The organism is Kitasatospora sp. NPDC004240 (genome assembly GCF_053603215.1).
Genome location: NZ_JBSGFD010000014.1, coordinates 65,448 through 79,054 on the forward strand (window position 1 = coordinate 65,448; position 13,607 = coordinate 79,054).

General features: G+C 74.5%; 10 protein-coding genes. 6 read left to right on the plus strand and 4 right to left on the minus strand.

The window, feature by feature from the left end:
* Positions 1–2: 2 nt before the first annotated feature.
* From ACWEQL_RS06530 to ACWEQL_RS06540, 3 genes are all read right to left on the minus strand, one after another.
* Complete coding sequence (locus tag ACWEQL_RS06530) at positions 3–2,246, minus strand: hypothetical protein (RefSeq protein WP_452149048.1); 2,244 nt, start codon at positions 2,244–2,246, stop codon at positions 3–5.
* Positions 2,247–2,450: 204 nt separating this feature from the next.
* Positions 2,451–4,043, minus strand: a complete 1,593-nt coding sequence (locus tag ACWEQL_RS06535; RefSeq protein ID WP_452149063.1) for a lipase maturation factor family protein — start codon at positions 4,041–4,043, stop codon at positions 2,451–2,453.
* Between the two features lie 231 nt (positions 4,044–4,274).
* Complete coding sequence (locus ACWEQL_RS06540) at positions 4,275–5,378, minus strand: GAF domain-containing protein (RefSeq protein ID WP_452149049.1); 1,104 nt, start codon at positions 5,376–5,378, stop codon at positions 4,275–4,277.
* Positions 5,379–5,788: 410 nt separating this feature from the next.
* On the opposite strand from ACWEQL_RS06540, the gene ACWEQL_RS06545 reads away from it, so the two are divergent.
* The 6 genes from ACWEQL_RS06545 to ACWEQL_RS06570 all read left to right on the plus strand — a co-directional run bounded on the left by ACWEQL_RS06545 (position 5,789) and on the right by ACWEQL_RS06570 (position 11,754).
* Positions 5,789–7,015 carry an acyl-CoA dehydrogenase family protein gene (locus ACWEQL_RS06545; protein ID WP_452149064.1) on the plus strand — a complete coding sequence of 409 codons (1,227 nt, stop codon included), beginning with the start codon at positions 5,789–5,791 and terminating at the stop codon, positions 7,013–7,015.
* A gap of 538 nt (positions 7,016–7,553) precedes the next feature.
* Positions 7,554–9,836 (plus strand): ATP-binding protein, encoded by a 2,283-nt coding sequence (locus tag ACWEQL_RS06550; RefSeq protein ID WP_452149050.1) that lies wholly within the window; start codon positions 7,554–7,556, stop codon positions 9,834–9,836.
* Positions 9,836–10,267: a roadblock/LC7 domain-containing protein gene (locus ACWEQL_RS06555; RefSeq protein WP_452149051.1), complete on the plus strand. Its 432-nt coding sequence runs from the start codon at positions 9,836–9,838 to the stop codon at positions 10,265–10,267. The genes ACWEQL_RS06550 and ACWEQL_RS06555 overlap by 1 nt, the downstream gene beginning before the upstream one ends.
* Positions 10,264–10,647 carry a DUF742 domain-containing protein gene (locus ACWEQL_RS06560; RefSeq protein WP_452149052.1) on the plus strand — a complete coding sequence of 128 codons (384 nt, stop codon included), beginning with the start codon at positions 10,264–10,266 and terminating at the stop codon, positions 10,645–10,647. Before ACWEQL_RS06555 ends, ACWEQL_RS06560 begins: the two co-directional genes overlap by 4 nt.
* Before the next feature lie 53 nt (positions 10,648–10,700).
* Positions 10,701–11,279 (plus strand): GTP-binding protein, encoded by a 579-nt coding sequence (locus ACWEQL_RS06565; RefSeq protein WP_452149053.1) that lies wholly within the window; start codon positions 10,701–10,703, stop codon positions 11,277–11,279.
* Between the two features lie 187 nt (positions 11,280–11,466).
* Positions 11,467–11,754: a hypothetical protein gene (locus tag ACWEQL_RS06570; protein WP_452149054.1), complete on the plus strand. Its 288-nt coding sequence runs from the start codon at positions 11,467–11,469 to the stop codon at positions 11,752–11,754.
* 200 nt (positions 11,755–11,954) lie between these two features.
* Here ACWEQL_RS06570 and ACWEQL_RS06575 read toward each other — a convergent pair.
* On the minus strand, positions 11,955–13,607 hold a 1,653-nt coding region (locus ACWEQL_RS06575), incomplete at its 5' end, for a hypothetical protein (RefSeq protein ID WP_452149055.1).

Here is a 13,607-nt window from a genome sequence, read left to right on the forward strand (position 1 = left end):
GTTCAGCTCCGGGCGGCGGTCACGGCGGCGCCCAGCGCCTCCTTGATCCGCGGACCGAGCCGGGCGAAGCCGAGCTCCTTCATCGCGGCCCGCAGCAGCTCCTCCTCGCTCCGGGTCTCCCCGTCGCCGTCCACCCAGCGGACCACCGCGAGCAGCTCCTCGGCGGAGTAGGCGGTCACCGGGCGGCCGGGCGTGAAGTCCGGCTTCGCGGGACGGCCCTCGGCGGCGGGGGCGGCGGGCTCGGCGGCGGGGGCGGGCTCCTCGACGACCTCGGCCACAGGCTCCGGCTCGGCCTCGACCTCGACCTCGGCGACCGGCTCCTCGACGACCTCCACCACGGCCTCGGGCTCGGCCACCTCGACCTCGGCCTCGGCGACCGGCTCCTCAACGACCTCGACCGCAGCGGCGACCTCGGCAGCAGGCTCCTCGGTGGGCTCGGCAGCGGGCTCCTCGACCTCAACGGCAGGGGCGGCCTCGGCAGCGGGCTCCTCAACCGGCGCGGCCTCGGCAGCAGGCGCGTCCTCAGCCTCGACCTCGGCGGCAGGCTCCTCGGCATGCTCAGCCACGGGCTCCGACTCGACCTCAGCAGCCGGCTCCTCGGTGGGCTCGGCCTCGGTCACGGGCTCGACCTCAGCGGCAGCCACGTCCTCAACCTCGGCCGCCGACTCCTCGACGACCTCGGCAGCGGGCTCCTCCACCTCAACGGCAGCGGCGACCTCGGCAGCAAGCTCCTCAACCGGCTCGGCCTCAGCAGCAGGCGCGTCCTCAGCCTCGACCTCGGCGACCTCGGCCTCAGCCTCGACCTCGACCTCGACGGCAGGGGCGACCTCCGCAGCGGGCTCCTCGACCGACTCGGTCTCGACCTCGGCCTCGGCCTCGGCCTCGGCGGCAGGCTCCTCGACGACCTCCACCACGGCCTCGGGCTCGGCCACCTCGATCTCGGCGACCGGCTCCTCGGCGACCTCAGCCTCGACCTCGACCGCAGCGGCGACCTCGGCAGCAGGCTCCTCGGTGGGCTCGGCCTCGGCCTCGGTCACGGGCGCGACCTCGGCGGCAGCCACGTCCTCAACCTCAGCCGCCGGCTCCTCGGCGATCTCGTCCGCCGACTCCTCGGCGGCGACGAGGTCGTCGGCGGCGGGGGACGGGGCCGGGAGGGTCACGGTGGTGGTCGGCTCGGTGGTCGGGGCCTCCGCCTCCTCGGCGGTGTCGGCCTCCGCGGCCTCCGCGAGCTCCTCCGTCTCCGCAGCCGCCGGCTCCACCTCGGCCGGGGCCGTGGCGAGCCCGTCGCGCTGGCCGCCGGCGAGGGCCTGGCGGGCGGCGTCGGGGTCGACGGCGCCGGTGTGGCGCTGGTAGGCGGCCTCGGCGGCGCGGCGGTCGGCGCGGGCCTCGGCGAGTTCGGTGAGGAGGTCGGTCAGGCCGGCCTCCTCGAGGGTGGTCCGCAGGGTGCGGATGGTGGGGAGGCGGTAGAGGGTGCCCTCGTCGGCGGCGAGCCGTTCGACGAGGTCGGCGAGCTCCGCGAAGGGCAGCGCGTCCAGGTCGTGCTCGGGGAGCAGACGGGCGAGCTCGCGCAGGCCGGTGTTGATGGCCTCGAAGGCCTGGGCGGTGCGCTCGACGAGGTCGCCGTCGGCGGGCGCGACGGGCAGGGTGCCCTCGGGGGCGAGGACGGCCCAGGCGCGGCGCTCGATCTCGGCGGAGACCAGGGCCTCGTGCAGCTCCTCGGGACGGGCCTTGCGGCCGCCGACGACGAGGGCGGCGGCCTGCTTGCGCAGGGCGCGGCCACGCAGGAAGCCGACCTTGACGCCGCGCTCGCGGCGCCAGGCGCGGTCGGCGGTGGCGGCGGCGAGGGCGTCGAGGTCGGTGTCATACGCGGCGCCGACGAGGGTGGTGGAGGTCCGGTGGACGCGCTGGAGGAGTTCGACGAGCAGGGCGGCCTTGGCGACCGTGTCCGGCTCGGCCACCTTGGCGTCGGCGGCGAGGGCGGCGACGGCCTCCCAGACCTGCTGGAGGTCGCGTCCGCGCAGTTCGGCGAGGGCGGTGGAGGCGGCGCGGGCGTCCTCGGGGGTGGCGACGGTGTCGACGGCGGCGTACCAGGCGTGGCTCTCGGCGGTGAGCGTGAAGGCGCCGAGCTCGGCGTAGCGGCCGAGGTCGTCCCGGAGGTCGGTCGTGTTCGCACCCTCCCGGCCGGTGGCCTGGTCCGGGTCCGTGGCGTCGGCTGCGTCGGCGTTGCGCGAGTGAAGCACTGTCATGTGAGGTCCGGTTCTGGGCGTCTGCGGCGGGGCTGGCGGCGAGGGGAGGCGGACCGGCTGCGTGCTCGGCCCCGGCGGGTGGGGCGGGTGGCTCGCGGTCGGGCTGCCGGTGTGGAGGCCCAGAATACGGGTGCCCGTTCGAGCCTTGCACGCACCCACCGGCTGACGGACGCGGTGTGGCGTGCCACACCGCCCGCCCGGCCGCTACTCGGGAGGGCCGGACGGGTGATCGGGGCCGGGGCCGGACGGGTGATCGGGCTCGTGACCGGCCGGATCGCCGAAGGCGTGGTGCCGGCGGCGGGGCGGGTGGGCGTCCGGGCGGCGGAGCGGGACGGCCCGGGCGGGCCGGCCGAGCGGGGGGCGCAGGCCGGAGCGGGCGAGGCCGTCGAGGCTGACGGGCGCGAGGTACTCGTACAGAGCGGTGCGGTGCCACCAGGCGCCGGTCGCGCGCAGTTCGCGCCGGTCGGTGTAGCGGTAGTGGTGGAGCACCGCCCGGACGTGGGTCGGCGGGGCGTCGGGGAAGGGGTTGTGGCGCAGGAGGCGCAGGGTGTCGCGGTCGTTGACCAGCAGGCGGGTCATGAAGGGCAGGAACCAGGGGCGGGCGTAGGCGGGTGAGATCGCCGCGAACCACATCAGCCAGTCGAGCCGCAGGTGGTAGGGGGCGTACTGGCGGGGCATCCGGCGGACGTCGCCGGGTTTGCCCTTGAAGCCGTACTCGCGCCAGACGGTGTGGCGGGTGACGACGGACTCGTCGGTGCCCTCGACGACGATCTCCTGGCGGAGGCGGTTGATGCTGCCGAAGGCGCCGTAGGTGTTGACGAGGTGGATGCGGTTGAAGGAGCGGTTCATGATCTGGCGGCGGGAGACCATGTTGGCGACCGGCCAGTAGCTGAGGACGGCGATGGCGGCGGTGAGCGCGAGCACCAGGGCCTCGAACCAGACCGGGGTGGGGCCGTACGCGGGCGGTTCGGGGTGCAGGCCGAGCCGGGCGGGGTCGACGGCGGCGAGGGCCAGGGTGATGGTGAGCCAGTTGAGCCAGGCGAAGTTGCCGGAGGCGACCAGCCAGAGCTGGGTGACCACGATGACGCAGGCCGCGTAGGTGGCGACCGGCTGCGGGAGGAAGAGGCAGAGCGGGACGCCGAGCTGGGTGACGTGGTTGGCGCCGGCCTCGACGCGGTGCAGCGGGTCGGGCAGGTGGTGGAAGAACCAGCTGAGCGGGCCGGGCATCGGCTGGGTCTCGTGGTGGTAGCGCAGGCAGGTCAGGTCGCGCCAGCAGCTGTCACCGCGGAGCTTGATCAGGCCGGCGCCGAACTCGACCCGGAAGACCAGCCAGCGCAGCAGCCAGAGCACCAGGACGGGCGGGGCGGTGTCGTCGTTGCCGAGGAAGGCGGCCAGGAAGCCGGCCTCCAGGAGCAGGGATTCCCACCCGAAGGAGTACCAGGTCTGCCCGACGTTGACGATGGAGAGGTAGAGCGCCCAGAGGAGGGCCCACATCAGCAGGGAGGCCCACAGGGGTACGGCGTCGGCTGCTCCGGCGAGGACGGCGGCGGAGAGCGCGGCGCCGGTCCAGCAGACGGCGGCGAAGAAGCGGTCCGAGTAGTGCAGGTGGAAGAGGCCGGGTGCCTGCCGGAACGGGACCCGGGCGGTGAAACGGGGCACCGGCAGCATGCCGTCCGCGCCGATCAGGGCCCGGAACTGGGCGACGGCGGCGAGGAAGCCGATGAGGTAGAGGCCGGCCAGCATCCGTTGGACGAGCAGCCTGCTCAGCCAGTACTCGGGCGCCGCGAACCACTCCATGCGGCCCATGCCTACCACCGGGGGCGGCCGGTTCGGGCCGGGCTCGGGCGCCGGGGCCGCCGGTTCCACCCGTACGGCAGTCGCACCGTAGGGCTGTCGCGGCGGGCGGGGCGGGCGGGCGGGACGGGCGGGCCGCAGCGGGCGGGGCCCGACGGCACGGTGGCGGGGAGCCTCTCCTCGGGGGTGAGAGGCTCCCCGCCACGGTGTGGTCGGGTCGGCCGGTCCGGGTGCTCACCCGGGCAGGACGAGTCCGTTCTCGCCGGCGGAGGTGAGTCCGGGGCGGCCGGGGGCGCCGGGGCCGGTGACACCGGGGGCGGTGCCGTTCTGCTGGAGGCGGTCGACGAGCAGGGCGGCGAGGGTGCCCAGCTCCTCCTCGGTACGGGACTGCGCGGTGACGTCCATGCCGACGGTGAGGACGCCGTTGACCTGGCCGGTACGGGCGGTGCGCAGCGGGGTGCAGGTGAAGCTGAAGATCTGCTGGAGGCGCTGGGCGTCCGGCCGGGGGGACTGGATGCGGACGTCGTTGAGGACGGTGGCCCGTCCGGTGTGGAAGGCCTCGGCGACCGCCTGCTGGAGGCCGGCCGCGCCGAGCTGCGGGTAGGCCTGGGACACCGAGCCGTACGCGGCCGGGGCGCCGAAGGTCTCGGCGTGCTGGGCGTTGGCGTAGCGGATCTCGTGGCCGGGGCCGTCGGTGAGGATGATCGGGAACGGGGAGCCGTCGAAGGCCGCGAACATCTCCTGCTGCTGGGCGAGCAGGTTGTCGCGCAGCCGGATCTCGGAGAGCAGGGCCTCGGCGAGGTGCTGGATGTCGCGCAGGCGCTCGCGGCCCCACTGGCGGGGTTCGCGGTCGAGGACGCAGACGGTGCCGATGACGGTGTTGGTGTCGTCGACCAGCGGGGCGCCGAGGTAGGCGCGGACGCCGAGCTCGTCGACGATCGGGTTACCGGCGAACCGGGGGTAGGCGAGGATGTCGTCCAGCGCGAGGGGGGAGCGCTGGGCGACCACGTGGGGGCAGAAGCCGTGGCTCATCGGCATCTGACGGGTGGGCAGGTCGAAGGCGATGCCCCGGTCGGCCCAGGAGGTGCCGTTCTCGGGGGCGGCCGCTTCGGCCAAGGTTGGCGGAATATAGAGCCCCCGGAACATCTGGCGCTCGTCGTTGATGAAGTTGACCATCGCGATGGGGGCGCGCGTGATGCTGGCGGCGAGGTGCGCGAAGCGGTCGAAGGCCTCGTCCGCCGCGGGTTCGTTGAGACCCAGGCTTCGCAGCCTGCGGGCCCGCTCGGACTCGCCGGCGGCACCCGGGAACTGGCCGTGAGTGCTCATCACATCAGTCATGGCGCACATGTAATCAGACATCCCGCACGCAGCGCGCTTCCGGTTCGGACACATGCGCCCGCCCAGCGACATGTCCGAGGTCAGTCAAACCTCGACGTGAACAAGCGCTTGGACGGCCGCCGGGCGCGGGCGAAGATCATTTCCCAAAACGATCGGCTTCAATCCTCAATCGTTCGTTTCCGGTCATTCCAAGATCAACTCTGGAGCAAGGCCGATCTGCATATGACAATGAATCAGCCGAACTGACGGGTAGTCATCATCCCGAGCAACGACTGCCCGCACTTCCGCGTGCACCGAGCTGCAATGGCGCAGCCGGCCGCCTCCCCCACCCCCTCAGTCGGCGGTCGGCGCGGAACGGCGCGTAAGGACGGAGGCACAAAAAATACTGAGAGGACTTCAGGGCAATGGCAATGGACTACTTCACCGACGAACGGCACGAAGAACTGCGGGCCGAGGTACGGGAGTTCGCTGAGAAGGAGGTCCGCCCGCAGGTCGCCCGCATGGAGGCCGACCGCGAGGTGGAGTTCGAGCTCTCCCGTGAGATCGCCCGCAGGGGCTGGATCGGTGTCACCATTCCGAAGGAGTTCGGGGGTCTCGGTCTCGGGCACCTGGCCAAGACCATCATCGTCGAGGAGCTGGCCCGCGTGAGCGGTGCCATGGGTGCGATGGCGCAGGCCTCGCAGCTCGGCGTCGCCAAGGTCGTGCACTTCGGGTCGGACGCCCAGCGCAAGCAGTGGCTGCCGCTGTTCGCCTCCGGCGAGTCGCTGCCGACCATCGCGGTGACCGAGCCGGAGTCGGGCGGCCACGTGCTGGGCATGTCCGGCACCGCGCGGCGCGAGGGCGACGAGTACGTGCTCAACGGCCGCAAGTGGTACGTGGGCAACTCGCACATCGGCGACGTGCACGGCGTGGTCTTCCGCACCGGGCCGGGCAGCAAGGGTCTCTCCGCGTTCCTGGTGGAGAGCGACCGGCCGGGCTTCCGCGCCGGTGACGCGGGCTCGCAGATGGGCCTGCACGGCTTCAGCTTCGGCGAGATCATCTTCGAGGACTGTCGCATCCCGGCCGCCAACCGGCTGGGCGAGGAGAGCCAGGGCCTGGACGTCGCCTACTCCTCCAGCACGCTCTACGGCCGGCTGAACCTGGCCGCGGTCGCGCTGGGCGTGCACGTGGCGATCGTCGAGGACACCGTGCGCTTCGCCGAGGAGCGCGTGCTGTACGGCAAGCCGATCAACCAGCTGCCGAACATCGGGCTCAAGCTCGGTGAGATGCAGTCCCGGCTGATGACCGCCAAGCTCGCCGCGTACCACGCGTCGCACCTGCTGGACAACGGCCAGCCCTGCGACGCCGAGCTGATGAACGCCAAACTCATCAACACCGAGTACGCACTGGACTCGGCCCGCAACGCGATGGAGATCCACGCCGCGCGAGGCACCCAGGCCGAGTTCAACATCGAGCGCTACCTGCGTGACGCGGCCTGCATCTACCCGCCGGCCGGCACCTCCGACGTCCAGCGGCTGCGGCTGGGCCAGTACGCGTCCGGCGCGTACGGCAAGCAGTGGTCGGCCGAGCTCTCGGCCGAGGCCAGCTGGGCGTGGACCGAGCTGAACGGCGGCGCCACCCCGGCGCTGGCGGGCTGAACACGCTGATCATCGAGCACGTCCCGCGCACCCGCGGGTGATCGTTCCGTCGCACTGTCCGGTGTACCGTGCGGCGGAACGGGGGGTACCGACCCGTGCGGCGGACCCGCGCCACTCCCCTCGGCGCGGACCGTCGCCCGGACGGACCCGCGGGTCGGCGATCCCGTTGGGGAGCCGATCGCCGAAGCGTTCCGGACCCTCGGGTCAGCAGAAGTTGAAGTGACCCTGACGGCCTTCCGAGGACTGGACCACTGGTCCTCGGAAGGCCGTCGGCGCGTTCCGGACCTGCGGGTTTCAATCGGACACAGCGTCACCTTCCGGGCCCCTACCACGCCATCACCCGTTCACATATCGTCAGTTGATGTTGCGATAAGGGCACCCTGGGCTGGTAGCGTGCCTGCAGTCGGCGGCCGTGCTGCACGCGTCCGGGTGATGACGTTCCGTCACCATTCCTGGCACCCCCGGCCGTGGCGCCCCGAAGCTCCGGCCGGACCGCACACGGGCGACCCCGCCGCTCGGCCCTGCAACAAGGAATCAGATGCCAGGCATATCGGCCCCCCGCACGGGCCACCGCGCCGGCCGGTCCGGCTCCCTCCGCAGCTCGCTCCTCCTCCTCGTCCTGGTCCCGTGTCTGGGACTGGCCGCGGCCTGGGGCTACGCCGCCGTGCTGCTGCACGACGCCGGAGACCGTACGGCCCTGGTGGCCGGCAGCGTCGTCGTGGCGGTGGTGCTGCTCTGGAGCCTGCTGAGCGGTGCGCGGCTCGCCCGGTCGCTGGGCGCCCGGCTCGCCGACCTGCGCTCCGACACCCTCGCCGTCGCCCAGCGCGAGATCCCCGAGGTGGTCGGACGGCTGCACGGCGGCGAGAGCGTCCCCACCCCGCCCGCCTGGGTGCCCTCCCGGCGCGGCGGCGACGAGCTCCAGCAGGCCGCCGACGGCCTCGGGGCCGTACGGCAGGCCGCGGTGGCCGCGATCATCCACCAGGCACAGGGCCGCGAGGGCACCAAGAAGGTGTTCCTCAACATCGCCCGCCGCACCCAGATCCTGATCCACCGGCAGATCAGCATGCTCGACGCGCTGGAGCGCGAGCACGAGGAACCCGAGCTGCTGCGCGAGCTGTTCGCCGTCGACCACCTCGCCACCCGGATGCGGCGCAACGCCGAGAACCTGGTCATCCTCGGCGGCGCACTGCCCGCCCGGCGCTGGCGCAACGCCGTGCCGATGGTCAACGTGCTGCGCAGCGCGGTCTCGGAGACCGAGAACTACGCGCGGGTCGTCGTCCAGGGCGTGCCGCGCGCCTCGCTCAGCGGGCAGGCCGTCGCCGACGTGATCCACCTGGTCGCCGAGCTGATCGAGAACGGCACCACCTTCTCGCCGCCGTACACCCAGGTGCAGGTCTCCGCGCAGGAGGTCCCCAAGGGCCTGGCCGTCGAGGTCGAGGACCGCGGCCTGGGCATGGGCGAGGAGGAGTACGAGCGCCTCAACGACTACCTCGCCAACCCGCCCGAGCTGGACGTCTCCGCGCTCGGCGACGACCTGCGGCTCGGCCTGTTCGTGGTCGCCCGGCTCGCCGCCCGGCACGACATCCAGGTCACCCTGCGGCCCTCCCCGTACGGCGGGACTCGGGCCGTGGTGCTCGTCCCCTCGGTGCTGCTGGAGCAGCCCGACCAGCCGGCGTCCGTCCCGGGCCTGCCCTCCGGCGCCCGGGTCACCCGGATGCCGGTGGGCGACGGGAGCGGCGCGGGCGAGGAGTCCGGTACGGGCCAGGGCGGGCTCGACGGCGGGATCGACGAGGAGCTGGCGGGCGCGCTCGCCGGCGTGCTGGGCGGGCTGCTCGGACAGCCGTCCTCCGGCGGCGCCCCGGGTGCCCCGGCGGGGCCGTTCGGCCGGACGCCCGACTTCGGGAAGGCGCCGGAGTTCGGCGGGGCCCGTGAGTTCGGCGGGGCGAGTGAGTTCGGCGAGTCTCCGGCCTTCGGCGGGCCCTCGGAGTTCGGCCAGGAGCGGGAGTTCGGCGGGGCGTCGGAGTTCGGCGAGGTCGCGGACGAGGTGATCGTCGGCGAACTGCTCAACGAAGGGCCGCGGTTCGGACCCCCGGTGATCGACGGCAACCCCGTCGGCCCCGGTGTCCGGGCCGGCGGCGGGCTGCCGGTGGGCGCGGAGATCCCCGGGCTGCCGGGCGCCGTGGTGGTGCCCAGGCCCGCGCTGCCGCAGCCGTACGAGGTCCCCGGGCTGACCGCGCCCGTCGCGGCGCAGGCACAGCCGGCGTCCGCGGCCCTGCCCGTGCCGACGGTGTCCGCGCCGCCTGCGTCCGTGCCGGCGGTGTCCGCGCCGATGGCGGACGTGCCGATGGCGGACGGTGACCCGGCCGCCGGGCGGGGTGGGCCGGACGAGCCGGGCGGCCAGGAGCGGCCCGTGCACGAGCGGGCCCGGGAGGAGCAGCACCTGGACCACGGCCCGGACGGCGAGCTGCGCACCCCGCGCGTACTGCCCCAGCGGGTGCGCAACGCCAGCCTCGCCGAGCAGCTGCGGGAGGCCAACGCCCCCGGCGGTGCCGGGGCCCACGGCACGCCCCCGCACCGCAGCCCTTCGCTCGGGACCCCGCCGAGCGGCTCCTCCTTCGGTGTGCCCTCGCCGGGCACGCCCTCGCGCGGCACGCCGCTCCCCGGCGCGGCCGACGACGAGCTCTCCCCCCAGCGTTCGCGCGCCACCATGGCCGCCATCCAGCGCGGCACCCGTTCCGCGCGCGCCTCGGACCCGGATTCGGACGCAACGGCCGCTCCCCCCGCGCCGGCCGCACCTTCCGCAGCTAAGGATCAGCAGTGATGACCCAGCACACCGACACCCAGCGCGACCTGAACTGGCTGTTGGACCAGCTCGTGGCCCGGGTCCCGGAGACCAAGCACGCCATCGTCCTCTCCGAGGACGGCCTGCTGGTCGGGCTCTCCCAGGGCCTGGACCGGGCGGACGCCGAGCACCTGTCGGCCGTCGCCTCCGGGCTGCAGAGCCTGGCCAGAGGCGCCGGTCACCGCTTCGACGGCGGCCGGGTCCGGCAGACCGTGATCGAGATGGACCAGCTGTTCCTCTTCGTCACCACCGCCGGCCAGGGCGCCCGGCTCGCCGTGCTCACCTCCGAGCTGGTCGACGCCGGCCTGATGGCGTACGAGATCAACATGCTGGTCAAGCAGGTCGGCCAGTACCTCACGGCGGCGCCGCGCAGCGATGCCGGCCAGCCCGGCCCGGGTGGCGGTGCGTGACCTCCCCCGATGCCGACGAGGCCTGGTTCTACGACAAGGACGCCGGCCACCTGGTCCGCCCGTACGCCATCACCAACGGGCGGACCGGGCCGGTCCGTGACACCTTCGCGCTGATCACCCTGGTGGTGACGGCCGACCCGCGCACGGACACCACCCGGATGGCGCCCGAACCGGCCACGATCCTCGACCTCTGCCGCGAACGACCGCTGGCCGTGGCCGAGATCGCGGCCAGTCTGGACCTGCCGGTGAGCGTGGTGAAGGTGCTGCTGGACGACCTGGCGGAGGCGCGGCTGATCCTGACCCGCGCCCCCGTCCAGCTCGCCGAGGCCCCGGACATCTCGCTGATCCAGGCCGTGATCGAGGGTGTCCGCCGGCTCTGACCGGCGGACCCCGCCCCCAGCTTCCGTTCCGCTTCCTGTGCAGGAGAACCGAATTGACGACCCAGAGCCTGGTGCCGGGCGCGGTCAAGATCCTGGTCGCCGGCGGCTTCGGCGTCGGCAAGACCACCATGGTCGGCTCGGTCAGCGAGATCGAACCGCTCCAGACCGAGGAGCGGATGACCAGGGCCAGCATCGGGGTCGACAGCCTCGACGGGATCCAGGACAAGTCCACCACCACCGTGGCCATGGACTTCGGCCGGATCACCGTCCGGGACGACCTGGTGCTCTACCTGTTCGGCACGCCGGGCCAGTTCCGCTTCTGGTTCATGTGGGACGACCTGGCGCTGGGCGCGCTGGGCGCCATCGTGCTGGCCGACACCCGGCGGCTGGAGTCCAGCTTCGCCGCCGTGGACTTCTTCGAGCAGCGCGGCATCCCGTTCGCGATCGGCGTCAACTGCTTCCACGGGCGCCGCGAATGCACGCCCGAGGACGTGCGGCGCGCCCTGGACCTGGACTCCGGGGTGCCGGTCGTGCTCTGCGACGTGCGCGAGCGGGCGAGCAGCAAGGAACTGCTGCTCGCCCTGCTGGACCGGGTGCGGGCCGACGCCCTGGCGGCACGCCGGGCGGGGTGACGGGGCCGGTCGGCCGACGGGGCCGGCCGGGCGATCCCGTCCGCGTGGTGGGTTAAGGTTACTGACGGGTATTCAAGCGGGGGCTTCTGAGGTGCCCTTGCTGTCGCGTACCCGCGCACAGAACGGCGGTACCCGCGCCGAGCGCGTACCGCCCGCACCACCTGCACCAAGGATCAGAGGTAACGACATGCTCCGTCGCATTTCCATGGCCACCCTCACCGCCGCCCTGGCCGGTGGTCTGCTGCTCGCCGCCGCCCCGGCCCAGCCCGCCGCGGCCGCCGGCCACACCATCACCTGCAACGAGCGCCAGATGGGCCAGCAGATCGCCGACCTGCGTGCCAAGGCCAACCGCCTGCGCCACGAGGGCGAGTACGACGCCGCCCGCCGTGCCTCCGCCCAGGCCGACGCCGTGGCCGCGAAGCTCAAGGCCTGCCAGGACGCCGAGAGCACCACCAAGCCGCCGCGCTGGAAGTAAGACCGACCGGCAATAGGGGTGCGGCGTCGCCGACGGCGCGGCGCCACGGGGGCGCCACGGGGGCGCCACGGCATCGAACGCGTCGATCGCACCAGTACGACGGGCAGGGCCCGCTCCACCGAACCGGTGGGGCGGGCCCTGCCCCGTTGCGGCCGGCTCGGGGGTGGCCGCTCAGAGGCGGCCACCCATCGGCCGGCCGGTCAGCGTCGGCCGTCGGGACCCGTGCCGGGGCCGTCAGGGCCCCCCACGTCGGTGCCCCCCGCGTCGGCGTCCGCTCCCTCGGGGCCGCAGTCGGCCGTGCTCCAGCCGGCCGCGCAGAGCGCCGCCGCCAGTGCCTCGCCGTAGCAGGCGGCCGCCAGCCAGGCCGCCGTGTACGCCCCGTGGTCGTCCGCCACCACCCGGCCGAACACGTCCCGGGGCCGGTCCCCCGCCGTGGCGCGCAGTCCGTCCAACAGTGCCGCGCCGGTGCCCAGGCCCACCGAGCGCAGGCGGCCCGCGTCGGCGGCCGCCGTACCTCCGCCGCCCAGGGCCAGCGCCTGCCGGCCGCCGGTGACCGCCTGCTCGACCCGGCGGGAGAGCAGGTGGACGGGCGCCTCGGGGGCCCGGTCGGCGAACGGCGGGGCCGTCACCGACGGTTCGGCGACCCGGTTCAGGTCGGCGTGCTGGAGGCGCTCCAGGCCCAGGTTGACCCGGTCGGCCCGGTCGGCGGCCACCTCCAGCGTGGGGACGCCCGGCTCCGGCTCGCCCGGCGGACGCCCGACCGCCAGCACCCGCAGCTCGGGACGCGCGGCCCGCTCCAGCCGGCCGATCACCCTCAGCCGCAGACCCGGCGCGGCCGCGAGCAGCGCGAGGTTCGCCCGGTACGCCAGCCCCGGGTGCTCGTGCGCCGGGAGCAGCGCGACCGTCAGCCCGTCGCAGTCCGCCAGCAGCCGGGGCGCGCCCGGTCCGCCGTGGCCCGCCCCGGTGTCCGCCGTCGCACCGAGCAGGGTGACGTCCAGGAACAGCAGATCGCTCCCGGCCGGCCGCCCCTCGTACGGCAGGGCGATCGCCGCCAGGGCGCGCTCCACCTGGGCCCCGACCGGTTCGGCCCAGAGCGCGGCCACCGGTGCCTGCGTCCACCGCGCCCCGGCGGCCCGGACCGCACGGACCGCGGCCCCCGCGCCCAGCCGGCCCGCCGGTGACCGCGTCGCGCCCTGCACGGCCAGCCCGGCCCGGCCGAACTCGCGGTGGCTGAGCGAGGCGTCGCCCAGCCGCACCGTGCGCCGGCCGGCGCCCACCGCCTGCGGGGCCGCCGTGGTCGCGTCCGTGTGCGGCACGACCTCGCCGATCGTGCTGAGCCGGCCGTCGGCGTCGACCGCCCAGGTCACCACGCCGGCGTGCGTGGCGGTCAGCACCGGCTCGGTGAACAGCCCGTACAGCCGCAGCCCGCCCGCCGGCCCGTACGTCTGGCGGGCGGTCCCGCGCAGCTCGGCCACCGGGGCGGACGGCTCCGGCGCGGCGAGCGCGGTGGTGAGCTCCAGCAGGTCGCGCAGGCCGGCGACCAGGTCGGTGAGCCGGTGGTCCGGCTCGCCGGAGCGGGCACCGCGGACCCGGGTGACCAACGCCACCGCCGCCGCGGCCGGCCGGTACAGCCCGGCGAGCCGGGCCCGGTGCGCGGCCCGCAGCAGCTCCGCCTGGAGCACGGCGCCGGAGCCGCTCACGCCCGCCGCCAGCACGGCGGCGGCCGCACGGTGGAGCTGGTCGACGGCGGACCGCTCGGCCGGGGAGAGCGGGGCCCCGGGTGCGGGGGCCTCCGGCCGGGCGCCGGGCTCCGTGGCCGACGCGGCGCCCGGTCCGGCGGACGGCTCCGGACC